Below are 22,191 nucleotides of genomic sequence, written 5' to 3'. Positions count from 1 at the left end.
CTCCCTAAGGTCTTGTTGTTTTGGCATGAGCGTGGCGTGAGTCGGCCCAACTTGTCAAAACTCTCGTGTTTAGGTGGCAAGTTGACGTAACAAGAAGATGACGTGCGCACCCCGGGCAAACGCAGCAATTTACCAACACCGCTTGACGCACAAGGGTCAACGCGGCACATGAGAGCCATGCAGATTTACAAGATACTTCAGGCTGCTGAATGGCAAGCCTTCAAGATGGCCGGAAAGACCACTGGCGCTCCGATTGATGTGCATGACGGGTTCATCCATTTCTCGACCGCCGCACAGGTGCGCGAAACCGCTGCCAAACACTTCGCCGAAGACGAGGGACTGGTACTGGTCGCGTTCGAGGCCGACGCGATGGGCGCATTGCTGAAATGGGAGCCCTCGCGCGGGGGTGCCCTGTTCCCGCATCTCTATCGCGAGCTCATGCTGTCCGAAGTCCTATGGAACTGCGACCTTCCGCTTGGCCCGGATGGCCATGAATTCCCCGAGGATTTGGCATGAACGTGATCGAGAAACTGGCGCTGAAGGCGCTGCATAAGGTGGACCCCGAACGCTCGCATACGCTGGCGTTAATGGCGATGAAGGCGGGCGTGGTGCCGATGCCCGGGATTGTGACCTCGGACCGGTTGAAGACCACTTTCTGCGGGATGGAGATGACCAACCCGGTCGGTTTAGCCGCGGGCTATGACAAGAATGCCACCGTTGTAGATGCGCTGACCCAAGCGGGATTTGGCTTTGTGGAAGTGGGTGCTGTCACCCCGCGTCCGCAACCGGGCAACCCCAAGCCGCGCCTGTTTCGCCTGACCGAAGATCAGGCCGTCATCAACCGCTTCGGCTTCAACAATGAAGGGATGGAGGCCGCCGCCGCCCGCCTAACCCGCCGTTCACGCCGTCGCCCGGTGCCTGTGGGGCTGAACCTTGGTGCAAACAAGGACAGCGACGACCGTGCCGCCGACTATGTGAAGGTTTTCAATTGCTGCGGGCCGTTCGTGGATTTCGTAACGGTCAATGTCAGCTCGCCCAACACCGAAAAGCTGCGCGACCTGCAGGGCGCGGATGCGCTGCGCGGTCTGTTGCAGGGTGTGCTGGATGCGCGCAAGGATCATGACAAATACACGCCGATTTTCCTGAAGATCGCGCCGGATTTGACAGATGCAGAGCTGGCCGAAGTGGCCGGTGTCGCGCAGGAGGTGAGCGTAGACGCGGTGATCGCCACCAACACCACTTTGTCGCGCGAAGGTTTGAAAAGTGTACATAAAGACGAAGCAGGAGGTCTTTCAGGCCCGCCTTTGTTCGAAAAGTCCACGCGCGTGTTGGCGCGCCTGTCGCAACTGACGGATGGGCAGATGCCGTTGATCGGCGTCGGCGGCATCGCCTCGGCCGAGGATGCCTATCAAAAGATCCTTGCAGGTGCGTCGGTTGTGCAACTGTATTCCTCGCTGGCTTACAAGGGCATCAGCCTTGTGGAAGAGATCGCGCGCGGGATTGATGAGCGGTTGGAACGTGACGGGTTTGCCTGCGTTGCCGATGCCGTTGGAACCGGACGCGAGGCCTGGCTATGACCGAGATTTGGCACAACCCCCGCTGCTCGAAATCGCGCCAGACGCTGGCATTGGTGGAAGAGCGGGGCGAAGACGTCACCGTGCGCCGGTATCTGGATGATGCACCGAGTGAGGCCGAACTGCGGGCCGTTCTGACTGCGTTGAACGCATCGCCGATCGACATCATGCGCAAGGGTGAGAAGGTCTTTAAGGAGCTTGGCCTATCTGCGGACACGCCCGAAGACGAGCTGATCGCCGCGATGCTGGCCAATCCGATCCTGATCGAACGCCCCATCGTCTTGAAAGACGGCAAAGCACGGATCGGACGTCCGCCGGAAAGCGTGCTCGAGATCCTCTGACGACTTACGCCGCAGACCGCTCCAACGCCGGATAGCGCAGGGCCAAACTCGCCCCGCGTGCCACGAAGGAAATCAGCAAAGCGGCCCACAGCCCGTGATTGCCCAGACTTGGCATCAGGGCATAGACCGCCGCGAAATAAATCGCCGCAGACAGGATCATCATGTTGCGCATGTCGGCGGTTCGCGTGGCGCCGATGAAGATGCCGTCCAGCATCCACGCAGGCCAGCCCAGAAGCGGGGCGAGCACCATATAGGGCAGAAAATCCCGCGCGACCTGACGCACATCCTGCGCTGTGGTCATTACGTCGATGCCCCAGCCCCCAACCACGACGAAGCTCAGCCCCAAGGCGCAGGAAATCCCTGCGCCCCACAGGCTGGTCAAGACGGATGCGCGCCTGACGCCGAAACGGTCACGCGCGCCCAGCGCTTGGCCTACGAAGGCCTCGGCCCCGAAGGCGAACCCGTCCATTGCGTAGGCCGTCACGTGCAGGAACTGCATCAGTACCTGATTGGCAGCGAGTTCCGTGTCCGACAGGCCCGAGCCATAGAAGGTGAAGCTGGTGAAGATCGCCATGATGAACAGCGAGCGCAGCAGGATGTCACTGTTCACCACGGCCATGTTTTTTAAGGTCGGCCCGTCGAGCACCCGCGCACGGTCGCGCCACGCCGGGTTGCGGAACATGTCGCGGCACAGCCACATGCCCAGCGCCGCGCCCGAGAATTCGGCCAGCAGCGTGGCAATCGCAACGCCCTCGACCCCCAAGTCCAGCCCAAGCACAAACCACAAGTCCAGCCCAATATTCACGCCGTTCATGACGACTTGCAGAACCAGCACAGACCGCGCGCGTTCCAGCGCGATCAGCCAGCCCGTGAAGGCGTAGACCGAGATCGCAAAGGGGGCGCCCCAGATCCGGATGGAGAGATAGTCGCGCGCCAGCGTCTCGACCTCGCCCGAGGCCGGGGCCACCTGAAACGCCGCCCAGAACAGCGGGCCTTGCAGGGCGATCAGCGCGACACCTGCGGCGACCGCGATCAAAAGGGCGCGGGTCAGCATCGCGGCGACCTCGCCCTGTCGCCCTGCTCCGTGCGCTTGCGCGGTCAGGCCGGTTGTGCCCATCCGCAGGAAACCGAAGACCCAGAAGAAAGTGGACAAGATGACCGCGCCAAGACCGACCGCACCGATGGGGACTGCGTCGCCCAACTGGCCGATCACACCGGTATCCACCAGCCCCAGAATGGGCACGGTCACGTTGGACAGGACAATCGGCCCGGCCACCGCCAGAACGCGCCGATGGGTCAGCGCGGGGCCGGTCACGAGCCGGGCATCAGGAAGTGGCCGGTTGCCTGCGCATAAAGCTTGTCGCGCTTATCCTGCCATGCCTCCACATGCACAGACGCATAGCGCCGTCCCTGCCGCACAACCCGCGCGCGGGCATAGGCATCACGCGGCAGACCCGAGCGCAGATAGTCGATCGAGAAATCAATCGTCTTGGGCAGATAAGGCATGTTGTCTGGGCCGAGCGTCGAGGGATCCAGCACGCCGGTCTCCATATCTTCCCACAGGGTGGACCAGCTAAGTTGGATCACGGCGGCGGTTTCCAGAAACGCTGCGGTCACGCCACCGTGGATCGCGGGCAGCATCGGGTTGCCGATCAGCTTCTCATCAAACGGCAGGATGGCGGTCAGCTCGTCCCCGTGGCGTTCAACCTGAATGCCAAGGAACTGCACATAGGGCACACCATCGACCAACCCAGACAGGGCCGCGTCACGGCGCTGCTTTACGACCTCGACCGGCTCGGGGCGCTTGTGGTTCGGGGGCAAGTTCATGCGTCACCTCCTTCGCTGACATCATCTGTGATGTCATTTGAAATCTCGGTCGAGCGGCGTTTTGGATCTCCGTCAGCAGTAAACGCGCCCGAGGCCGTCGCAACCGGGCGCCCCTCGTCTTCGTCCAACGCCACAGCACGTACAAACGCAACGGAACGTGTGACGTGATAGCAGGTGGCCTTGGCGGTGATCTTCTGGCCCGGCGTCGCGGGGCGCATGTAATCAATACGCAGATCAATCGTTGCGGTGATCGCCGGCGCCTTCGGGTGGCTCATCACGGCCGAGCCGCAACACGTATCCAACAGCGCCGACACCGCGCCCCCGTGGATCACACCGGTACGCGGATCCCCGATCAGCTTCTCATCATAAGGCATGGACATGATGGCTTCGCCGTCTTCCAGCTTTTCCAGCACCATCCCCAGCGCCTTGCAATGCGGAATGGCCTCGGTGAACTTCCGCGCGAGTTCGGCCTTCTGTTCGGCCGTCATGCCTTTCATCATTGGCAATATCCTTTTGCTTTCACGCCTTTTATTGGCCCTTGCAATTCACGCGTCCAGCCCCTAGTTTCGCAATTAAGAATTATTCTCAATTAAAAGTGCCAACATGACCGACGCCACGACCATTGCCACGCCCTTCGGTGTACGACGCCCCAAGCGCCTTTTGGTGCTGGCCATCATGGCCGCGCTGGCCATTGCGCCCGGCCATCTGGGTGAACTGACGCGCGAGCTAATGACGGATGCCTATGTGCAGGTCTCGGTATTTGTTGCCGCTACGTTACTTCTGTTCTACGGGGCCGAGCGGCTGTTCAAGTTCGATATTGGCGAGGTTCTATCGAACGCCAAGGGCGCGCAAGTGCCGCTGGCCGCGATGCTCGGGGCGACGCCCGGGTGCGGCGGCGCTGTGGTCGTGGTCGCAGCCTATAGCTCGGGCCATGTCGGGTTTGGTGCAGTGGTTGCCACACTGACCGCAACCATGGGCGATGCCGCCTTCCTGCTGTTGGCCACCCGCCCGGATGCAGCCATCGTCTTACTGCCCCTGTCCTTTGCCATCGGCATCTTATCGGGCTGGATCGTGGATCGCTTCCACACGGTCGAATACCGCGCCTCGACATTGGCCAGCTGCGAGCTGGCCCCCCTTATCGGCAAAACCCGTCCTCAGGATGTGGCTTATCTGGTGCTGGCCATTCCGGGCCTCTACGTAGGTGCGTCGCAGTTGGCGCAGGTCGAAGTAGACACAATCTTTGGCCTACCCATCATGTGGATCGCGCTTGTTGGCACCTTTCTTGGCCTGACGATCTGGGCCACATCAAAAGTGTCAGCCATGACAAACGCCAAAGACAGCCCTCTGACCCGCATGGCCGAAGAAACAAGCTTTATCTCGGTCTGGGTGATCGGCGCGTATCTGGCCTATGACTATGTGGCCGAGTTTGGAGGACTGGATCTGGAGCTTCTGTTCCAGTCGATCGGACCGCTTCTGCCTCTGATGGGCGTGTTGGTCGGTTTGATCCCCGGCTGTGGCCCGCAGGTTCTGGTCACGACGCTGTATCTGAACGGCATCATTCCTTTCGCCGCGCTGATGGGCAACGCCGTGTCAAATGATGGCGACGCGCTGTTCCCGGCGATTGCGCTGAACCCGAAGGCCGCGATCTATGCGACGCTCTATTCGACGATCCCCGCCACGATGATTGCCTATGTGTTCTATATCTTCGCACCGGGCTTTATGAACTGACGCAACGACCTTTGCAGCGACGTCAACCGCGTGCTTCTACTGAATTGCACCACTCCGCTCAGTCCTTTACGGTGGACCGAAGTGAAGCCGAGGGGAGCGCTATGTCTGACGACCGCCTGACATTTAAAGAAATGTGCGCAAAGTTCGATGTTACCCCGCGCACCCTGCGCTATTACGAGTATATCGAGCTTCTGAGCCCCGAAAAGGAAGGCCGGTCGCGCTTTTATACCCCGCGCGAAGTGGCCCGGATGACTCTGATTCTACGGGGGCGGCGCTTTGGGTTTTCGCTGGAAGAACTGCGCCAGTGGCTTTTGATCTACGATGAAAAAGGCACCGATGCGCAGAACCGCGCGTGGGTCGAGCTGGCGGATCGTCAGCTGTCTGCGCTGCGCGCGCAGTATGAAGAACTGTCCGAAAGCATCACCGACCTTCAGAAACTACGCGATGACGTGGCCGATGGGCTGGGCTGAGATTTGAGCGGCGATTCGAAGGCCCAGATCAGGCCTTCACTGCCCTTAGGTCACCTTCGACTCCAAATCTCTGAAAAAAACATCTGCCCCTAGGGAAACTGATTTTCGGTTGAAAATCAGCCCCTTGCTTATCCCCAGTAAAATCAGGCTTTACGCCACGACAAGAAAAGACGCGACGTCACGTTACATTTACGTAAACGTCAACATATATTGTAAACGGAACTGGTCAGATCAGTGGCCAGTGTCGGAAAAGTATGGAGTATCGAATGACCGACGATCTTATGACCATCCGCCAGATGTGCGATGCGTTCGACGTCACCGCACGGACGCTGCGGTTTTACGAGGCTAAAGAACTGCTTTCCCCGATCCGGGAAGGTCAGAAGCGCCTGTTCACCAAACGTGACCGTGCGCGCCTGAAACTGATCCTGCGCGGCAAGCGCTTTGGCTTTGCACTGGAAGAGATCCGCCAACTCCTGGATCTGTATGACATGGGCGACCAGCAACAAACGCAGCTGACTCGTACCGTCGAAGTGGCCAAAGGGCATCTTGAAGACCTCAAGCGTCAGCGCGAGGAACTGGACGAAGCCATCAACGATCTGACCGAACAACTGGAATGGGGCCAAGCGAAAATCGCCTCGTTCGACGACAACAGCTGACCGGAAAAGGACGCCTGACATGCCCAGCTATACTGCGCCCACCCAAGACATGGCCTTTCTTCTGCACGATGTGCTGAAGGCCGAGCAATCGGACATTCCCGGATACGGGGACCTTGAACGCGACTTCACCAGCGCGGTTCTGGAAGAAGCCGGAAAACTGGCGGGCGAAGTACTGGCCCCATTGAACACCGTTGGCGATCAGGAAGGCTGCCGTCTTGAGAACGGCGTCGTCTACACCCCCACCGGGTTCAAGGACGCGTTCGAGCAGATGAAAGAAGGCGGTTGGACCGGGCTGGACATGCCGGAAGAATTCGGCGGCCAGAACATGCCGGTGCTTCTGGGTACGGCCGTGGGCGAGCTGTTTTCGTCCGCCAACCAAGCCTTCACCATGTATCAGGGCCTGACCCACGGCGCGGCCTCGGCCATTCTGGCGCATGGCACGGACGAGCAGAAAGCGACCTATCTGCCCAAGATGGTCAGCTGCGAATGGACCGGCACCATGAACCTGACGGAACCGCATTGCGGCACCGATCTGGGCCTGATGCGCACCAAGGCGGAACCGCAGGACGACGGGTCGTACAAGGTTTCTGGCCAGAAAATCTTTATCTCGGCCGGTGACCACGACATGTCGGACAACGTCATCCACCTTGTGCTGGCGAAAATCCCCGGCGGGCCAGAGGGCATCAAAGGCGTATCGCTGTTCATCGTGCCCAAGTTCAACGTGAACGAAGACGGCTCGGTCGGATCGCGCAACGGGGTGTCCGTTGGCAACATCGAGAAGAAGATGGGCATCCACGGCAACTCGACCTGCGTCATGAACTATGACGAGGCAACAGGGTATCTGCTGGGCGATATGCACAAAGGCATGCGCGCCATGTTCACCATGATGAACGAGGCCCGTCTGGGCGTGGCAATGCAAGGTTTGGCACAGGCCGAGGCCGCGTATCAGAACGCCGTCATCTATGCCAAGGACCGCCTTCAGGGTCGTGACGTGACCGGCGTGAATAACCCGGACGGCCCCGCCGATCCGCTGATCGTGCACCCGGATATCCGCCGCTCGCTCATGGATCAGAAAAGCTTCGTCGAAGGCGCGCGTGCGTTCCTTCTGTGGGGCGCGCAGCTGATCGATCAGGCGCATCGCTCGGAAGACAAAGACGCAGACGGGCTGATCAGCTTGATGACCCCGGTTCTGAAAGGCTTCCTGACCGATCAGGGCTTTGACATGACCGTGTTGGCCCAGCAGATCTATGGTGGCCACGGCTATATCGAAGAACATGGGATGAGCCAGTTCACCCGCGACGCCCGCATCACCCAGATCTATGAAGGTGCCAACGGCGTTCAGGCGCTGGACCTTGTGGGCCGCAAGCTGGCCGCCGATGGTGGCAAGCCGATCATGGCCTTCTTCGAGATGATCAAGTCCTACTGCAAGGAACAGGGCGACGACGAGGCGATGAAGGATTTCATCGAGCCGCTGAAGACCGCCTCGAAGCACCTTCAGTCCTCGGCCATGTTCTTCATGCAAAACGGCATGAAAAACCCGAACCACGCGCTGGCTGGATCCTATGACTTCATGCACCTGTTCGGTCATGTCTGCCTTGGCTTCATGTGGGCCCGGCAGGCGCGCGCCGCACTTGACGCACTGTCACGTGGTGAAGGCGACGCGACGTTCTATGAGACCAAGCTGACCACCGCGCGCTACTATATGGCACGCCGCCTGCCCGCCACCTCGATGCATCTTGCACGGATCGAAAGCGGTGCGGACACGGTGATGGCGCTGGAGGCAGAGCAGTTCTGACCTTGGCCCGCTGACACATTCCTGTGCGCCCTTGCAGCATCTCGCGCGGGGCGCACGGTTCACACAATAACGCGCCGGGGAGGACGCCATGACCATCAAACTTTACTGCTTCGGAGAAAGCGGAAACGCCTATAAGGCCGCTTTGGCACTGGAATTGTCCGGGCTGGAGTGGGAGCCGGTCTTTGTCGACTTCTTTGGCGGCGAAACCCGCAGCCCGGAATACCGCGAGATCAACCCGATGGGTGAAGTTCCGGTGATGGTGGATGGTGACGTGACCTTGTCGCAATCCGGGGCCATTCAGGACTATGTCACCTCGAAATCCGGCAAACTCGGTGGCACCAGCGCTGCCGAACGCCGCGAGATTCTGCGCTGGCAGTTCTGGGACAATCACAAAATGTCCTCGATGGCTGGCATGACCCGTTTCCTGATGAACTTCCTGCCCGAAGACAAACGCCCGGCCGAGGTGATTGCCTTCAACCAAGGCCGCTTGAAAGGTGCCTACAAAACGCTGGAAGCCGAATTGTCGACCCGCGACTGGCTGGTTGGCGACGGGATCACGATCGCTGACATCTCGTGCTGTGGATACCTGTTCTACCCTGAACCCTTCGGCTTTGACCGCGCCGAATGGCCCGCAATTGACGCTTGGCTGACCCGGATTTCGGAAACGCCCGGCTGGAAACACCCCTATGACCTGATGCCCGGATCGCCTGCCGACCGCGCATGATTTCGAAAGGATCAATGATGAACGACGCCTATATTTATGACGCCGTGCGCACCCCGCGCGGCAAGGGCAAGAAAGACGGAACCCTGCACGAAGTGACTTCGGTACGCCTGTCGTCTGTTGCGCTTAACGCGCTGAAAGAGCGCAACAATCTGGACGGTCACGCCGTCGAGGATGTGATCTGGGGCAACGTGACCCAGGTGGGCGAGCAAGGTGCCTGTCTGGCGCGCTCTGCCGTGCTGTATTCTGATCTGGACGAGCGTATCCCCGGTGTCTCGATCAACCGTTTCTGCGCCTCGGGCCTGGAAGCCGTGAACATGGCTGCCAACCAAGTGCGTGGCGGCGCAGGTGACGCTTATATCGCCGGTGGCGTTGAAAGCATGAGCCGCGTGCCCATGGGTATGGACGGGGGCGCGATTGCTGCCGACCCGCATCTGGCGATGAAAGCCTATTTTGTGCCGCAAGGTATCTCGGCCGACATCATTGCGAGCGAATACGGGTTCACGCGCGACGACTGCGACGCTTATGCGGTTGAAAGCCAGAAACGCGCCGCAGCAGCGCGTGCAGATGGGCGTTTCAAGTCGATCATCCCCGTCACCGACCAAAACGGTCTGACCGTGATGGCCGAGGACGAGATGATCCGCGAAACCACCATGCAGACGCTAGGTGGCCTGAACCCCTCGTTCAAAGCGATGGGCGAGGCAATGCCGGGCTTCGACGCCGTGGCCTTGCTGAAATACCCACATCTGGAAAAGATCAACCACGTCCACCACGCAGGTAACTCGTCCGGTATCGCAGACGGGTCCGCAGCAATCCTGATCGGCAACAAAGAGTTCGGCGAACGTCACGGCATCAAGCCCCGCGCGCGCATCAAGGCGACCTCGAAAGTTGGCACCGATCCGACGATCATGCTGACCGGTCCGGTTCCCGCGACCGAACGCGTCCTAGCCTCGGCAGGCATGTCGATCAGCGACATCGACCTGTTCGAAGTCAACGAAGCCTTTGCATCCGTCGTTCTGCGCTTCATCCAAGCCTTTGACGCCGACACCAACAAGGTGAACGTCAATGGCGGCGCGATCGCCATGGGCCACCCGCTGGGCGGCACTGGTGCGATGATCCTTGGCGCCCTGCTGGATGAAATGGAGCGCTCGGACAAGGAAACCGGTCTGGCCACGCTCTGCATCGGCTCGGGCATGGGTGCCGCCACCATTCTGGAACGCGTGTAAGGAGACGTAAACATGGCTGATTTCAACTATTCCGTTGACGCCGATGGCGTCGCCACCATCACCTGGGACGTTCCCGGCAAATCCATGAACGTGCTGTCCTATGCCGCGCTGGAAGAACTCAACGCGCATGTCGACACGGTTCTGTCGGATGACAATGTGAAGGGCGCGATCATCACCTCGGCGAAGAAGGATTTCGCCGGTGGGATGGACCTGAACGTGATCGCTCAGATGAAATCCGACGCGGGCGACAACCCGGCGCAGGGTCTGTTTGACGGCATCATGACGATGCACGGCGCGCTGCGTAAGATCGAGCGTGCGGGCATGGACCCCAAGACCAATAAGGGCGGCAAACCGATTGTCGCCGCCCTGCCCGGCATCGCGCTTGGCATCGGTCTGGAGATCCCACTGGCTTGTCACCGCATCATCGCGGCCGACAATCCGAAGGCCAAGATCGGCCTGCCGGAAATCCTTGTGGGCATCTTCCCCGGCGCAGGCGGCACGACCCGTCTGGTGCGCAAGATGGGCGCGATGGCGGCAGCCCCCTTCCTGCTGGAAGGCAAGACCGTGGCCCCGGCCAAAGCCAAGGCCGCTGGCCTGATTGACGAGGTTGTTCCGGCAGACGAGCTGCAAGCCCGCGCGAAAGAGTGGGTTCTGAACGCCACCGATGCCGACATCGTGAAACCATGGGACGCGAAGGGTTACAAAATGCCCGGCGGCGCGCCCTATCACCCGGCTGGTTTCCAGACCTTCGTTGGCGCGGCTGCAATGATCCACGGCAAGACCAATGGCGTCTATCCTGCGGCAAATGCCCTGCTGGCGGCGGTCTATGAAGGCGCCATGGTGCCCTTCGACGACGCGCTGCGCGTGGAATGCCGCTGGTTCGTCAACGTGCTGATGAACCCGTCGTCCTCGGCCATGATCCGCTCTCTGTTCATCAACAAACAGGCGCTGGAAAAAGGCGCTGTGCGTCCGAAAGACGTCGATGATCAGTCGGTCAAGAAGGTCGGCGTGTTGGGCGCAGGCATGATGGGGGCTGGCATTGCGCTGGTGTCGGCAATGGCTGGCATGGAAGTCGTTCTGATCGACCAAACTCAGGAAGCCGCAGATCGCGGCAAAGCCTATTCCGAGGGCTATCTGGACAAGGGCATCGCCCGCAAGAAGGCCACGCCCGAGAAGAAAGAGGCCGTTCTTTCGGCCATCACCGCGACAACTGACCTGGAGGCACTCAAAGGTGCCGACCTGATCATCGAAGCGGTCTTTGAAGACGTGGGCGTGAAGGCCGAGATGACCAAAAAGGTCGAGGCCGTGGTTGGCCCCGATTGCATCTACGCCACCAACACCTCGACCCTGCCGATCACCGAGCTGGCAAAGGCATCTGAGCGCCCGGATCAGTTCATCGGCATCCACTTCTTCTCGCCTGTTGAGCGGATGATGCTGGTCGAGATCATCAAAGGCAAAGAAACCGGTCCGCGGGCCGTGGCCAAGGCGCTGGACTATGTGCGCCAGATCCGCAAGACGCCGATCGTGGTCAACGACGCGCGTTTCTTCTACTGCAACCGCTGCATCATTCCCTACATCAACGAAGGGATGCGCATGGTTGGCGAGGGCGTCAGCCCCGCGCTGGTCGAAGGCGCCGCACGCCTGCTGGGCTTCCCAGTCGGTCCTCTGCAACTAGTTGATGAGACCTCGATCGAGCTGGGCGTAAAAATCGCCAAGGCCACCAAAGCTGCGATGGGCGACGCCTATCCGGACGATGCGGTGGACGAGATCATCTTCTGGATGGCCGGTGAAGGCCGCATGGGTCGCAAGGCAAACGCGGGCTTCTATGACTACGACGAGAAGGGCAAGCGCACTGGTCTGTGGGAAGGTCTTGGCGACAAGTTCCCGCTTGCAGACGATCAGCCTGACCTGACCGAAGTGAAGCATCGCCTGATGATGAGCCAGGTTCTGGAAGCTGTCCGTGCGCTGGAAGAAGGCGTGCTGGAAGACATCCGCGAAGGTGATGTGGGCGCGATCCTGGCGTGGGGCTTTGCCCCGTGGTCGGGCGGTCCGTTCAGCTGGCTGGACATGATCGGCGCGGGCAGTGCGGTCGAGATCTGCGATGGCCTGACCGAAGCACACGGCGCGCGCTTCACCACGCCTGCCCTACTGCGGGATCTGGCGGACAAGGGCGAGACATTCTATGGCCGCTTCGATAGCGCCCAAGACGCGGCCTGATCCAAACCTTCTAAACACCAAAGCGGCCCGGAAATTCCGGGCCGTTTCTTTGTCAAACTGTCCAGTTAGCTTTTGCGCGACCGCAGAGTGATCACGATGCCGGACACCACGATCAGCACCATGCCCAAAAACGCGCTCGGCCCCAATCGGTCGCCATAAAGGACAAAGCTCCACGCCGCCGCGAATCCCAGAAGAGAGTATTCATAGATCGCCACCTGCGCCGGATCGCCCAGTTGATAGCCGCGGAACAGCAGCCCAACCCCCAGAATAGACCCGAAGGCCTGCAAGAAGGTGATGAACAGCGCCCAGCCGCTGGGCCAGACAGCACCGCGCAGAATGAAGCCATCCGCGCCAGATGGCACCTCGTGCGGCCAAACCGTCATGATGACGGTTCCAATCGCGCCGAACACGCCCAAACACAGGAAGAAGGCCGCAAGCATGGACAGGGCTGATTCCCCCTCGCACCATTGGCGCGTTGCAATGGCGCCCAACGCATAGAAGAACCCTGCCGCCATTGGCACGACGACTGCGGGGCGGATGCCCTCACTGAAGGGATCCAGCACGATCACCACACCAACGAATCCCACAAGGGCAGCCCCCATCCGCGTGAACCCGATGGGTTTTCCAAAGAACATGGCCGAGATCAGCATCACCCAGATCGGGGCGGTAAACAGGCCCGAGGCCACCTGCCCCACGGGCAAAAATCCCAGCCCACCAAAGTAAAACAGCATGGCAAGGGCCGCCAGACCGCCCCGCACCATCACAGCCCAAGCCCGAATTGGGCGCAGCCGCACGCGGTCCGACAGGGACATCAGCGCAAACAACCCAAAGGCCATCACGGTGCGCATCAGGTGGAACTGCCACAACCCAAGCTCGGGCGCGATCTGGCGGACGAGGTTGTCGAAAAAGCCCAAGAAGAACATCGCAGCAAAGATAAATCCTGCCGCTGCCAAGGGTCTGTCCGCCGCCATGTCGTTTTCCTTACCTGAAAAGCCTCTAAGGGCCATTGACCACAGGGGGCACAGTGGGGTCCACTCGGAAAACGACACAAGTTAAGAAAACGCATCGCTTTGGGAGGAGTGAGAATGGGTTGGATGGCAGACGAACGCGGGTTGGACAAATGTGCGGCAAACTTTGTGCCGTTGACCCCGCTTTCACATCTTCAGCGTGCCGCGAAAGTGTTTCCCAATCGCGAGGCCGTGATTGATGGCAATCGTCGCTTCACCTACAGCGAATACCATGATCGCGTCAGCCGCTTGGCCTCGGCGCTTGCCGCGCGCGGAATCCAGCCCGGTGATGTGGTGGGCACGCTTTTGCACAACACGCTGGCCCATGTGGAAGCCAGCTTTGGTATCCCGGCCTGCGGGGCGGTTCTGAACACCATCAATACGCGGCTTGATGTAGACACAGTCGCCTACATTTTCGGTCACGGCGCGGCCAAGGCCGTTCTGGTCGACAGTGAGTTGGTGCCCTTGGCCGAAGCCGCCTGTAAGCTGATGTCCGAAGACGGTGTCGCGCAGCCCGAGATCATCGAAGTCGCCGCGCCGGACGCCGGACACCCCGCCTCGGGGCGCTATCTGGAATACGAAGATCTACTGGCCAGCGGAGACCCGGCGTTCGACTGGATCATGCCGCAGGACGAATGGGAAAGCCTTGCGCTGAACTATACATCCGGCACCACCGGGCGCCCTAAGGGCGTGGTCTATCACCACCGTGGTGCCTATCTGATGACAATGGGCACGCCGATCAGCTGGAACATGCAGCTCTACCCGCGCTATCTGACCATCGTCCCGCTGTTCCACTGCAACAACTGGAACCACACCTGGATGATGCCGGTGCTGGGAGGAACAGTCGTGTGCTGTCGCGCGATCACCGCCAAAGCCGTGTATGATGCCATCGCGGACGAGGGCGTGACCCATTTCGGCGGCGCACCAATCGTCTTGAACATGATCGTGAACGCGCCCGAGGAACACCGCCGCAGCTTCGATCACGTGGTCGAGGTCTTCACCGCAGGCGCCCCGCCCGCCGCTGCCACCTTGGCCGCGATTGAACCGTTGGGCTTCAATGTTACGCAAGTGTACGGCCTGACCGAAACCTATGGCCATGTGACCGAATGCCTGTGGAACGGCCCCGAATGGGACGATCTTCCGCAAGACGAACGCGCGGCGATCAAGGCCCGTACAGGCGTCGCCTTCCCGCAGATGGAGGACATCACCGTGTTGGACGAGACCATGGCGCAAGTGCCGTGGGATGGCGAAACCACGGGCGAGATCATGATCCGTGGCAACTCGATCATGAAAGGTTATCTAAAGAACCCCGAGGCCACGGCCGAAGCGTTTGAAGGCGGCTATTTCCATTCGGGCGATGTCGCCTATCAAACGCCGGATGGGTACATCAAGATCACCGACCGCTCGAAAGACATCATCATCTCGGGCGGCGAAAACGTCAGCTCGGTCGAGGTTGAGGGCGTGTTGATGCACCACCCCGCCGTCAGCCTCTGCGCCGTGGTTGCCAAGCCGGATGACAAATGGGGCGAAATTCCTTGCGCCTATGTCGAGCTGAAAGAGGGCTCGGACGCCAGCGAAGAAGAGCTGATCGCCTTTGCCCGTGAACGTTTGGCCGGGTTTAAAACGCCGAAACGGATTGAGTTCTGCGAACTTCCCAAAACCTCGACGGGAAAAATCCAGAAGTTCCAGCTGCGTGACTGGGCGCGGTCCGAAGACTAAGGCGGTTCCGATTGCCGGACGGTGCGGTTGGCGCTATTCTGCGTCCAATTAAGAACGAGCAGAAAGCACCGTCCGAACATGACGGCCCTGACCAAATATGACCGGCTTGAGGCCACGGCCCTTTGGCGCCCTGAGGAAGGGGCGCAAAGGGTGGATGTACTATTGTCCCTTGGCGATGCCACGCTGACGATCTCGGACATGCGCGAGAACGTGTTGAACCATTGGTCCCTGCCCGCGATCCAGCGCGTCAATCCCGGCGAGCGTCCAGCCATTTTCCGTCCCGGCGACGACGCCACGGAAGAGCTGGAAACCGAAGATGACGAGATGATCTGCGCGCTGGAAAAGGTGCGCAAGCTGATCGAGCGCCGTCGCCCGCATCCCGGTCGGTTGCGTCACTGGGTGACGGCGGGTGTTCTGGTGTCCTTGCTGCTGCTTGCGGTCTTCTGGCTGCCCAGTGCGCTGCGCAGCTATACGGTCTCCGTTGTGCCAGAGCCAACACGCGCCGCGATTGGGCAGCAGATCCTGACACGGATCGGGCGGATCACCGGGCAGGAATGTCGCGGACGCGAAGGGCGCGCGGTGTTAACCCGACTGGCCCGGAACACGACCGGCAATCCAAACCTGCGGGTGGTGGTTTTGTCCTCTGGCGTTCAGAGCAGCAAGCATTTGCCCGGAAATATCACGCTTCTAAACCGCGCCCTAATTGAAGATTTCGAACATCCGGACGTGCTGGCAGGCTTTCTTTTGGCCGAGGAACTGCGTCGCGATAGCACAGATCCGATAATCCCGCTGCTCAACCATGTTGGACTGCGCGGAACGGTGCAGCTGCTGACCACCGGCTATCTGCCCGAGGCCGCAATTGATGAATATGCCGAAGATCTTCTGGTCGCGCCACAATCCGAGGTGCAGACGACGGCGCTTCTGGACCGGTTCAAGGCGCAGGGCGTCAGCGCGACGCCTTATGCCTATGCACTGGACCTGACGGGTGAGACAACGCTGGACCTGATCGAGGCCGACCCAGTGCCCGAGGCCCTCGCCAACCCCCTTCTGTCGGATGACGACTGGGTCAGACTGCAGGGCGTCTGCGGCGAATAGAAAACGCCCGCCTGACAACCAGACGGGCGCGTTTCATGACGTAGGCCGTATCGCTTTACTTGGTACCGAACATCCGGTCGCCCGCGTCCCCCAGACCCGGCACGATATAGCCCTTTTCGTTCAGCTTCTCATCCAACGAGGCCGTGATGATCGGCACATCCGGATGCGCCTCTTTCATCCGTGCAACACCTTCTGGGGCCGCCAGCAGGCACAGGAAGCGGATGTTCTTCGCGCCGGATTTTTTCAGCATATCAATCGCCGCAACCGAGCTGTTGCCGGTGGCCAGCATCGGGTCCACTGCGATCACCAGACGCTCGTCCATATGCTCGGGCACCTTGAAGTAATACTCCACCGGCTCCAGCGTTTCCTCATCACGGTACAGGCCAACAAAGCCAACGCGGGCCGAGGGGATCAGCTCCAGCACCCCATCCAGAAGGCCGTTGCCTGCACGCAGGATCGACACAAGTGCCAGCTTGCGTCCCGCTAGCGTCGGTGCCTCCATGTCCTGCATCGGCGTGGTGATGGTTTTGGTGGTCATCGGCAGTTCGCGCGTGATCTCGTAGGCCAGAAGCTGGCTGATCTCGCGCAGAAGCTGGCGGAACAGGCTGGTGGGCGTGGCTTCATCCCGCATCAAGGTCAGCTTGTGCTGGATCAGGGGGTGATCAACAACGGTCAGGTGATCATACATCTTGCGTCTCCAATTCTTTGCGGATGCGGGTGCGGGTGGCCTCGTCGCAGAAAGCCGCGTCAATGGCAACCAGGTTCAGGTCGCGAAAGTCCTCTTCCGTCCAGCCGAACTGGCGCGACAGGTCTTCATATTCCTTGTTCATGTCCGTGCGGAAGAACGGGGGATCGTCGGTCGATACGGTCACATTCACCCCGCGCTCGCGCAACTTGGCGATCGGGTGGGCGGAAAGGTTCGGGTAGACGCCCAGAAACACGTTCGAACCGGGGCAGACTTCCAGCGTTACGCCGTCTTCGGCCAACCGATCCACCAGCGCCAAATCCTCGATTGCGCGCACGCCGTGGCCGATGCGTTCCACTTTCAGATCATCCAAAGCGGCGCGGACTTCCTCGGGACCATTCCACTCGCCCGCATGGGTGGTCAGGCGCAGCCCTGCCTCGCGTGCCATGTCATAGGCATAGGCAAAGTCGCCTTGGCTGCCGGACTTTTCGTCACCGCCCATGCCAAAGCCAGTCAGAAAACCACCAGCCGTTTCCTGCGCGCAAAGCGCGGTTTCGCGGGCGAATTCCGGGCCGAAATGGCGAATGCAGGTGGCAATCCCGCGCAGGGTGATGCCCATGTCGCGCTCGGCCTCGTCGGCGGCGTCCTGAATGGCGGCAAGATAATCCTTCCACGCTGCCACATCTCGCCCACCGCAGAAATCCGGCGACAGGAACGTTTCGGCATAGACCACGCCCTTTTCGGCGCAGGCTTCCAGCACGGCCTTGGTCAGGCGGCGGAACTCCTCGGGGCCCGTCAGGACCGAGGTCGCGGCCTCGTACACTTCAAGAAAATGCCAGAAATCGCGATAGGCATAGCCGCCGTCTTCGGTGAAGATCCCCGACAAATCGACGGATTTTTCCTTGGCCAAGGACCGGATAAACGCGGGCGGCGCAGCGCCTTCGATATGCAGGTGCAGCTCGACCTTTTTCAGTTCATTGAAACTCACAGAAACGACCCTCCTGCCCCGCGCGTGTCCAGCCCAAGATGGGCCGCGACCGAGGCGCCAATGTCAGAAAACCCAACCAGCCCGATCTCGCGCGTGCCCAATCCAGCGGCAACGACCGGCACACGTTCCCGGGTATGATCGGTGCCGACCCAGCTGGGGTCGTTGCCGTGATCGGCGGTGAACAAAACCAAGTCGCCCTCGCGCATTTTCTCAAGGATTCGCGGCATTTGGCTGTCGAACCACTCCAACGCACGGGCATAGCCCGAGATATCGCGGCGATGGCCATAGATCGCGTCGAACTCGACAAAATTCGCGAAAACCAGATCACCGTCCTGCGCATCATCGAACGAGGTCACCAAATACTCCATCAGGTCCGCATCCGCCCCTTTCTGGACAGAGGTGATCCCGCGATGCGCAAAGATATCCCCAATTTTTCCAATGGCATGCACCTTACCGCCCGCATCCGTCACCCAGTCACACAGGGTCGGCTTTGGCGGGGTCATCGCATAGTCGCGACGGTTGGTCGTGCGGGTGAACCCTTCGGCTTCCGAGCCGACAAAGGGGCGCGCAATGACGCGGCCGACGCGCATGTCGTGCACCATCGGCGCAACCGCCTGACACAGCGCATAGAGACGCTCCAGTCCGAAATGTTCTTCATGCGCGGCGATCTGCACGACGCTATCGGCTGAAGTATAAACGATCGGGCGCCCCGTACGGATGTGCTCGGCCCCCAGTTCATCCAGTACGGCTGTGCCCGAGGCATGCTTGTCGCCCAGAATGCCATCTATATCCGCCGCTTTGCAGATTGCTGCGGTCAGGTCTGCGGGGAAGGTCGGCGTGGTGTCGGGGAAATACCCCCAGTCCCACGGAAGCGGCACGCCCGCGATTTCCCAATGCCCGGTGGGGGTGTCCTTGCCCGGAGAGACTTCCTGCGCTGCACCCCACAACCCGGCGGGCGTGGCATCCAAACCCGGCGTGCCGTCACCCGAGGCCAACCGGACCGCCGCGCCCAGTCCCAGCGCATCCAGATGAGGCAGGGAAAGCGGGCCCGAGCGCCCCTCTTCTGCGCGGCCGTCGGCACAGGCTTGTGCAATGTGGGCCAGCGTGTTCGCCCCGGTGTCCGGCACGGTTTTGCCATTGAAGAACTTATGTGCATCCGGGGCACCGCCGCAGCCGACGCTGTCCAGCACGATCAGAAAGGCGCGGGTCATGTGTTCTCCATATGCGCGGCGCCGAACGCACCGGGCAAAAGTTCAGCCATGGTCATGGTCAGGCTTTCGCCCCCCATCGTCATCATGGTGATTTTCACGTCAGGGCCCGAGAACTCGGCCAGTTTCTGACGGCATCCGCCACAGGGCGTCACTGGCAAGGGGGCGTCTGCGATTACCAATGCCTCGGCAATCTCGCGCTCGCCCGCTGCGCACATGGCCGCAATGGCGCCAGCCTCGGCGCAGGTGCCTTCGGGATAGGCGATGTTCTCGACATTGCAACCAACATGCACCACGCCCGCGCTTGTGCGCAGCGCGGCGCCGACTTTGAAGTTCGAATACGGGGCATGCGCATTTTCGCGCACGGCTTTGGCAGCTTCCAACAGCGACATGGTCCGCTCCTGCAAAAAATTCTATCCAGCAACCCTGAACCTCTGCATACGCGGATGCAAGTGCAATCGATGCTGAAGGGGGCTGGCTGCAAGGATATGCCATGCTATTGTACACACAGCAGACTTGATTGCCCTTGCGTCACTGGTGTATCGGAGTGTCGGAGGGAAGGTAGTTTAAGGTTAAACTATCGACGCAAAGCCTGAGGAGGCCTCGATGTCAGAAGACAGCTATCTGCGCAAACGCGCGCTGGATTATCACGAATTTCCACAGCCCGGAAAGCTTGAAATCCGCGCAACCAAGCCGATGGCGAACGGGCGCGACCTGAGTCTGGCCTACTCTCCTGGCGTGGCAGAAGCCTGCGTCGAGATCTCGAAAGATCCTTCTGTCGCAAGCCGTTACACGTCACGCGGCAATTTGGTCGCGGTTGTCTCGAACGGATCGGCTGTGTTGGGGCTGGGAAATATCGGCGCGCTCGCCTCGAAGCCCGTGATGGAGGGCAAGGCGGTTCTATTCAAGAAGTTCGCCAACATCGACTGTTTCGACATCGAGCTAAACGAATCTGATCCCGAAAAGTTGGCCGAGATCGTCTGCGCGATGGAGCCAAGCTTTGGCGCAATTAACCTTGAAGACATCAAAGCACCCGATTGTTTCATCGTTGAACAAATCTGCCGTGAGCGGATGAACATTCCCGTATTCCACGACGATCAGCACGGAACCGCCATCGTGGTTGGCGCTGCGGCGACCAATGCGCTGAAAGTCGCAGGCAAGTCTTTCGAGGACATCAAGGTCGTCTCGACCGGCGGCGGGGCGGCCGGCATCGCCTGCCTGAACATGCTTCTGAAGCTGGGTGTAAAGCGCGAGAATGTGTGGCTCTGCGACATCGAAGGTCTGGTCTATGAAGGCCGCGAGAAAGAGATGACGCCGCAAAAAGCGGACTATGCGCAAGGTGATAGCCCCGCAAGTCTGGACGACGTGATCGAAGGTGCAGATCTATTCCTAGGCCTCTCTGGCCCCGGCGTTCTGAAGCCCGAGATGGTGGCCAAGATGGCCGAACGCCCAATCGTGTTCGCCCTTGCCAACCCTACCCCCGAAATCATGCCGGACGAGGTGCGCAAAGTCGCGCCGAACGCCATCATCGCCACGGGCCGCTCGGATTTCCCCAATCAGGTCAACAACGTACTCTGCTTCCCGTTCATCTTCCGCGGCGCGCTGGACGTCGGCGCGACCGAGATCAACGACGCCATGCAGCTGGGCTGCATCGAAGGCATCGCAGCCCTTGCGCGCGCCACGACGTCTGCCGAGGCCGCTGCCGCTTATAAAGGCGAGCAGCTGACTTTTGGCGAGGACTACCTGATCCCCAAACCGTTCGATCCGCGCCTGATGGGCGTGGTCGCCAGTGCAGTTGCCAAGGCCGCGATGGACAGCGGCGTGGCCACGCGCCCAGTCGCGGATCTGGATGCTTACAAAGCGAAACTGGACGGCTCGGTCTTCAAATCTGCGCTGATCATGCGTCCGGTATTCGAGGCAGCCGGCACCGCCGAGCGCCGCATTGTCTTTGCCGAGGGCGAGGATGAACGCGTCCTGCGTGCCGCCAACGCGATGATAGAAGAAACTACCGACGCTCCGATCCTGATCGGCCGTCCCGACGTGATCGCGCGCCGTGCGGAGCGCGCTGGCCTGTCCATCATTCCGGGGCGCGATTTCGAAGTCGTAAACCCCGAACGCGACGACAGGTATCGCGAATACTGGGGCGCCTATCACGAGATCATGGCCCGCAAGGGCGTGACGCCCGATTTGGCCAAGGCTATCCTGCGAACCAACACCACCGCCATCGGCGGCATCATGGTGCATTTGGGACATGCGGACAGCCTGATCGCCGGTACGTTCGGACAGTATCTCTGGCACCTGAACTACATCCAGCAGATTCTGGGCAATCAGGAACTGCATCCGGTCGGCGCGCTTAGCCTGATGATCCTCCAGGACGGCCCGCTGTACATCGCGGACACCCATGTGCACAACACGCCCAGCGCCGAGCAGATCGCAGAAACCGTCTGCGCCGCAGCGCGCCATGTGCGCCGCTTCGGGGTCGAACCAAAAATCGCGGTGTGCTCGTATTCGCAATTTGGCAATCACGGCGGAGACAGTGGTGCGCGCGCGCGTGGCGCACTTGAAATTCTGGACGCGACCCCGCGCGATTTTGCCTATGAGGGCGAAATGCATGTGGATGCTGCCCTCGATCCTGAGGTGCGGAGCCGCCTGTTCCCCTCGGCGCGCTTCGACGGTCCGGCCAACGTCCTAGTCTTTGCCAATGCCGATGCAGCCAGTGCAGTACGCAATACGCTGAAGGTTAAAGGTGGCGGACTTGAGGTTGGACCGATCCTGATGGGAATGGGCAACCGCGCACATATCGTGACGCCCTCGATCACCGCACGCGGACTTCTGAACATGTCTGCCATCGCCGGGACACCGGTTGCACACTACGGCTAAGCGATTCCCAGCGAAACTTTGCAAGGCGAGGTTTGCAATTTTGCAAATCTCGCC

21 protein-coding genes are annotated in these 22,191 nt (G+C 60.5%); 13 read left to right on the top strand and 8 right to left on the bottom strand.

All coding sequences use genetic code 11. The annotated features are described in order from the left end of the window. Nucleotides 1–177 precede the first annotated feature (177 nt). The 3 genes from Q0677_RS12745 to arsC are packed head-to-tail and all read left to right on the top strand — an operon-like array spanning nucleotide 178 to nucleotide 1,915. A complete protein-coding gene (locus Q0677_RS12745; protein ID WP_133486025.1) occupies nucleotides 178–516 on the top strand; it encodes a DUF952 domain-containing protein in 339 nt (112 codons plus the stop codon). Beyond that, a complete protein-coding gene (locus Q0677_RS12740) occupies nucleotides 513–1,577 on the top strand; it encodes a quinone-dependent dihydroorotate dehydrogenase (protein ID WP_298910359.1) in 1,065 nt (354 codons plus the stop codon). Before Q0677_RS12745 ends, Q0677_RS12740 begins: the two co-directional genes overlap by 4 nt. Beyond that, nucleotides 1,574–1,915, top strand: a complete 342-nt coding sequence (gene arsC / locus Q0677_RS12735) for an arsenate reductase (glutaredoxin) (RefSeq protein WP_298910357.1) — start codon at nucleotides 1,574–1,576, stop codon at nucleotides 1,913–1,915. Before Q0677_RS12740 ends, arsC begins: the two co-directional genes overlap by 4 nt. 4 nt (nucleotides 1,916–1,919) lie before the next feature. Here arsC and Q0677_RS12730 read toward each other — a convergent pair whose 3' ends face one another. Genes Q0677_RS12730 through Q0677_RS12720 form a run of 3 tightly spaced genes read right to left on the bottom strand, consistent with a single transcriptional unit; the run spans nucleotide 1,920 to nucleotide 4,242 of the window. Then, the gene (locus Q0677_RS12730) at nucleotides 1,920–3,230 is read right to left on the bottom strand and encodes an MATE family efflux transporter (RefSeq protein WP_298910355.1); all 1,311 of its coding nucleotides are present in this window, start codon (nucleotides 3,228–3,230) and stop codon (nucleotides 1,920–1,922) included. Further along, nucleotides 3,227–3,742 carry a PaaI family thioesterase gene (locus tag Q0677_RS12725; protein ID WP_282181384.1) on the bottom strand — a complete coding sequence of 172 codons (516 nt, stop codon included), beginning with the start codon at nucleotides 3,740–3,742 and terminating at the stop codon, nucleotides 3,227–3,229. The genes Q0677_RS12730 and Q0677_RS12725 overlap by 4 nt, the downstream gene beginning before the upstream one ends. After that, nucleotides 3,739–4,242: a PaaI family thioesterase gene (locus Q0677_RS12720; protein ID WP_282181385.1), complete on the bottom strand. Its 504-nt coding sequence runs from the start codon at nucleotides 4,240–4,242 to the stop codon at nucleotides 3,739–3,741. Before Q0677_RS12720 ends, Q0677_RS12725 begins: the two co-directional genes overlap by 4 nt. Nucleotides 4,243–4,345: 103 nt before the next feature. On the opposite strand from Q0677_RS12720, the gene Q0677_RS12715 reads away from it, so the two are divergent. The 7 genes from Q0677_RS12715 to Q0677_RS12685 all read left to right on the top strand — a co-directional run bounded on the left by Q0677_RS12715 (nucleotide 4,346) and on the right by Q0677_RS12685 (nucleotide 12,555). Next, on the top strand, nucleotides 4,346–5,470 hold the full coding sequence (locus Q0677_RS12715; protein ID WP_298910348.1) for a putative manganese transporter: 1,125 nt from the start codon (nucleotides 4,346–4,348) through the stop codon (nucleotides 5,468–5,470). Nucleotides 5,471–5,571: 101 nt separating this feature from the next. Further along, complete coding sequence (locus Q0677_RS12710; RefSeq protein WP_298910345.1) at nucleotides 5,572–5,940, top strand: MerR family DNA-binding transcriptional regulator; 369 nt, start codon at nucleotides 5,572–5,574, stop codon at nucleotides 5,938–5,940. A 266-nt stretch (nucleotides 5,941–6,206) separates the two neighbouring features. After that, a complete protein-coding gene (locus Q0677_RS12705; RefSeq protein WP_133486011.1) occupies nucleotides 6,207–6,596 on the top strand; it encodes a MerR family DNA-binding transcriptional regulator in 390 nt (129 codons plus the stop codon). A gap of 19 nt (nucleotides 6,597–6,615) precedes the next feature. Continuing rightward, nucleotides 6,616–8,391 carry an acyl-CoA dehydrogenase C-terminal domain-containing protein gene (locus Q0677_RS12700; RefSeq protein WP_298910335.1) on the top strand — a complete coding sequence of 592 codons (1,776 nt, stop codon included), beginning with the start codon at nucleotides 6,616–6,618 and terminating at the stop codon, nucleotides 8,389–8,391. 88 nt (nucleotides 8,392–8,479) lie between these two features. Beyond that, on the top strand, nucleotides 8,480–9,115 hold the full coding sequence (locus Q0677_RS12695; RefSeq protein WP_298910333.1) for a glutathione S-transferase family protein: 636 nt from the start codon (nucleotides 8,480–8,482) through the stop codon (nucleotides 9,113–9,115). A gap of 17 nt (nucleotides 9,116–9,132) precedes the next feature. After that, the gene (locus Q0677_RS12690; RefSeq protein ID WP_298910330.1) at nucleotides 9,133–10,338 is read left to right on the top strand and encodes an acetyl-CoA C-acetyltransferase; all 1,206 of its coding nucleotides are present in this window, start codon (nucleotides 9,133–9,135) and stop codon (nucleotides 10,336–10,338) included. A gap of 12 nt (nucleotides 10,339–10,350) precedes the next feature. Next, entirely contained in the window at nucleotides 10,351–12,555 is a 2,205-nt protein-coding gene (locus Q0677_RS12685) for a 3-hydroxyacyl-CoA dehydrogenase NAD-binding domain-containing protein (RefSeq protein WP_298910327.1), read from the top strand. Between the two features lie 65 nt (nucleotides 12,556–12,620). Here the strand turns inward: Q0677_RS12685 and Q0677_RS12680 are convergent, their stop codons facing one another. Continuing rightward, nucleotides 12,621–13,526, bottom strand: a complete 906-nt coding sequence (locus Q0677_RS12680) for a DMT family transporter (RefSeq protein WP_298910326.1) — start codon at nucleotides 13,524–13,526, stop codon at nucleotides 12,621–12,623. A 114-nt stretch (nucleotides 13,527–13,640) separates the two neighbouring features. Between Q0677_RS12680 and Q0677_RS12675 the strand changes: the two genes are divergently transcribed. Further along, entirely contained in the window at nucleotides 13,641–15,281 is a 1,641-nt protein-coding gene (locus Q0677_RS12675) for a long-chain-fatty-acid--CoA ligase (RefSeq protein ID WP_298910323.1), read from the top strand. Between the two features lie 78 nt (nucleotides 15,282–15,359). Then, nucleotides 15,360–16,376, top strand: coding sequence for a hypothetical protein (locus tag Q0677_RS12670; protein ID WP_298910320.1), 1,017 nt, complete (start codon nucleotides 15,360–15,362; stop codon nucleotides 16,374–16,376). Between the two features lie 55 nt (nucleotides 16,377–16,431). Here Q0677_RS12670 and upp read toward each other — a convergent pair whose 3' ends face one another. The 4 genes from upp to Q0677_RS12650 are packed head-to-tail and all read right to left on the bottom strand — an operon-like array spanning nucleotide 16,432 to nucleotide 19,649. Beyond that, nucleotides 16,432–17,064 (bottom strand): uracil phosphoribosyltransferase, encoded by a 633-nt coding sequence (gene upp / locus Q0677_RS12665; RefSeq protein ID WP_133485996.1) that lies wholly within the window; start codon nucleotides 17,062–17,064, stop codon nucleotides 16,432–16,434. Continuing rightward, nucleotides 17,057–18,049 carry an adenosine deaminase gene (locus tag Q0677_RS12660; protein ID WP_298910316.1) on the bottom strand — a complete coding sequence of 331 codons (993 nt, stop codon included), beginning with the start codon at nucleotides 18,047–18,049 and terminating at the stop codon, nucleotides 17,057–17,059. The genes upp and Q0677_RS12660 overlap by 8 nt, the downstream gene beginning before the upstream one ends. Continuing rightward, complete coding sequence (locus Q0677_RS12655) at nucleotides 18,046–19,260, bottom strand: phosphopentomutase (RefSeq protein WP_298910313.1); 1,215 nt, start codon at nucleotides 19,258–19,260, stop codon at nucleotides 18,046–18,048. Before Q0677_RS12655 ends, Q0677_RS12660 begins: the two co-directional genes overlap by 4 nt. Next, complete coding sequence (locus Q0677_RS12650) at nucleotides 19,257–19,649, bottom strand: cytidine deaminase (RefSeq protein WP_142853621.1); 393 nt, start codon at nucleotides 19,647–19,649, stop codon at nucleotides 19,257–19,259. The genes Q0677_RS12655 and Q0677_RS12650 overlap by 4 nt, the downstream gene beginning before the upstream one ends. Before the next feature lie 214 nt (nucleotides 19,650–19,863). Here Q0677_RS12650 and Q0677_RS12645 point away from each other — a divergent pair, with 214 nt between their 5' ends. Beyond that, complete coding sequence (locus Q0677_RS12645) at nucleotides 19,864–22,137, top strand: NADP-dependent malic enzyme (protein WP_298910311.1); 2,274 nt, start codon at nucleotides 19,864–19,866, stop codon at nucleotides 22,135–22,137. Nucleotides 22,138–22,191 lie beyond the last annotated feature (54 nt).

Origin of the sequence: uncultured Aliiroseovarius sp. (genome assembly GCF_947492455.1) — a bacterium.
GTDB lineage: Bacteria > Pseudomonadota > Alphaproteobacteria > Rhodobacterales > Rhodobacteraceae > Aliiroseovarius.
This window is presented reverse-complemented; position numbering and strand designations above follow the sequence as displayed.

What these genes read in the sequence shown, in the direction of transcription:
- Q0677_RS12715 (WP_298910348.1), top strand. Translation starts at nt 4,346, where the DNA reads ATGACCGACGCCACGACCATTGCCACGCCCTTCGGTGTACGACGCCCC.
- Q0677_RS12695 (WP_298910333.1), top strand. Translation starts at nt 8,480, where the DNA reads ATGACCATCAAACTTTACTGCTTCGGAGAAAGCGGAAACGCCTATAAG.
- Q0677_RS12705 (WP_133486011.1), top strand. Translation starts at nt 6,207, where the DNA reads ATGACCGACGATCTTATGACCATCCGCCAGATGTGCGATGCGTTCGAC.
- Q0677_RS12650 (WP_142853621.1), bottom strand. Translation starts at nt 19,649, where the DNA reads ATGTCGCTGTTGGAAGCTGCCAAAGCCGTGCGCGAAAATGCGCATGCC.
- Q0677_RS12745 (WP_133486025.1), top strand. Translation starts at nt 178, where the DNA reads ATGCAGATTTACAAGATACTTCAGGCTGCTGAATGGCAAGCCTTCAAG.
- Q0677_RS12740 (WP_298910359.1), top strand. Translation starts at nt 513, where the DNA reads ATGAACGTGATCGAGAAACTGGCGCTGAAGGCGCTGCATAAGGTGGAC.
- Q0677_RS12675 (WP_298910323.1), top strand. Translation starts at nt 13,641, where the DNA reads ATGGGTTGGATGGCAGACGAACGCGGGTTGGACAAATGTGCGGCAAAC.
- Q0677_RS12670 (WP_298910320.1), top strand. Translation starts at nt 15,360, where the DNA reads ATGACGGCCCTGACCAAATATGACCGGCTTGAGGCCACGGCCCTTTGG.
- Q0677_RS12645 (WP_298910311.1), top strand. Translation starts at nt 19,864, where the DNA reads ATGTCAGAAGACAGCTATCTGCGCAAACGCGCGCTGGATTATCACGAA.
- Q0677_RS12690 (WP_298910330.1), top strand. Translation starts at nt 9,133, where the DNA reads ATGAACGACGCCTATATTTATGACGCCGTGCGCACCCCGCGCGGCAAG.
- Q0677_RS12655 (WP_298910313.1), bottom strand. Translation starts at nt 19,260, where the DNA reads ATGACCCGCGCCTTTCTGATCGTGCTGGACAGCGTCGGCTGCGGCGGT.
- arsC (WP_298910357.1), top strand. Translation starts at nt 1,574, where the DNA reads ATGACCGAGATTTGGCACAACCCCCGCTGCTCGAAATCGCGCCAGACG.
- Q0677_RS12710 (WP_298910345.1), top strand. Translation starts at nt 5,572, where the DNA reads ATGTCTGACGACCGCCTGACATTTAAAGAAATGTGCGCAAAGTTCGAT.
- Q0677_RS12685 (WP_298910327.1), top strand. Translation starts at nt 10,351, where the DNA reads ATGGCTGATTTCAACTATTCCGTTGACGCCGATGGCGTCGCCACCATC.
- upp (WP_133485996.1), bottom strand. Translation starts at nt 17,064, where the DNA reads ATGTATGATCACCTGACCGTTGTTGATCACCCCCTGATCCAGCACAAG.
- Q0677_RS12725 (WP_282181384.1), bottom strand. Translation starts at nt 3,742, where the DNA reads ATGAACTTGCCCCCGAACCACAAGCGCCCCGAGCCGGTCGAGGTCGTA.
- Q0677_RS12720 (WP_282181385.1), bottom strand. Translation starts at nt 4,242, where the DNA reads ATGATGAAAGGCATGACGGCCGAACAGAAGGCCGAACTCGCGCGGAAG.
- Q0677_RS12700 (WP_298910335.1), top strand. Translation starts at nt 6,616, where the DNA reads ATGCCCAGCTATACTGCGCCCACCCAAGACATGGCCTTTCTTCTGCAC.
- Q0677_RS12680 (WP_298910326.1), bottom strand. Translation starts at nt 13,526, where the DNA reads ATGGCGGCGGACAGACCCTTGGCAGCGGCAGGATTTATCTTTGCTGCG.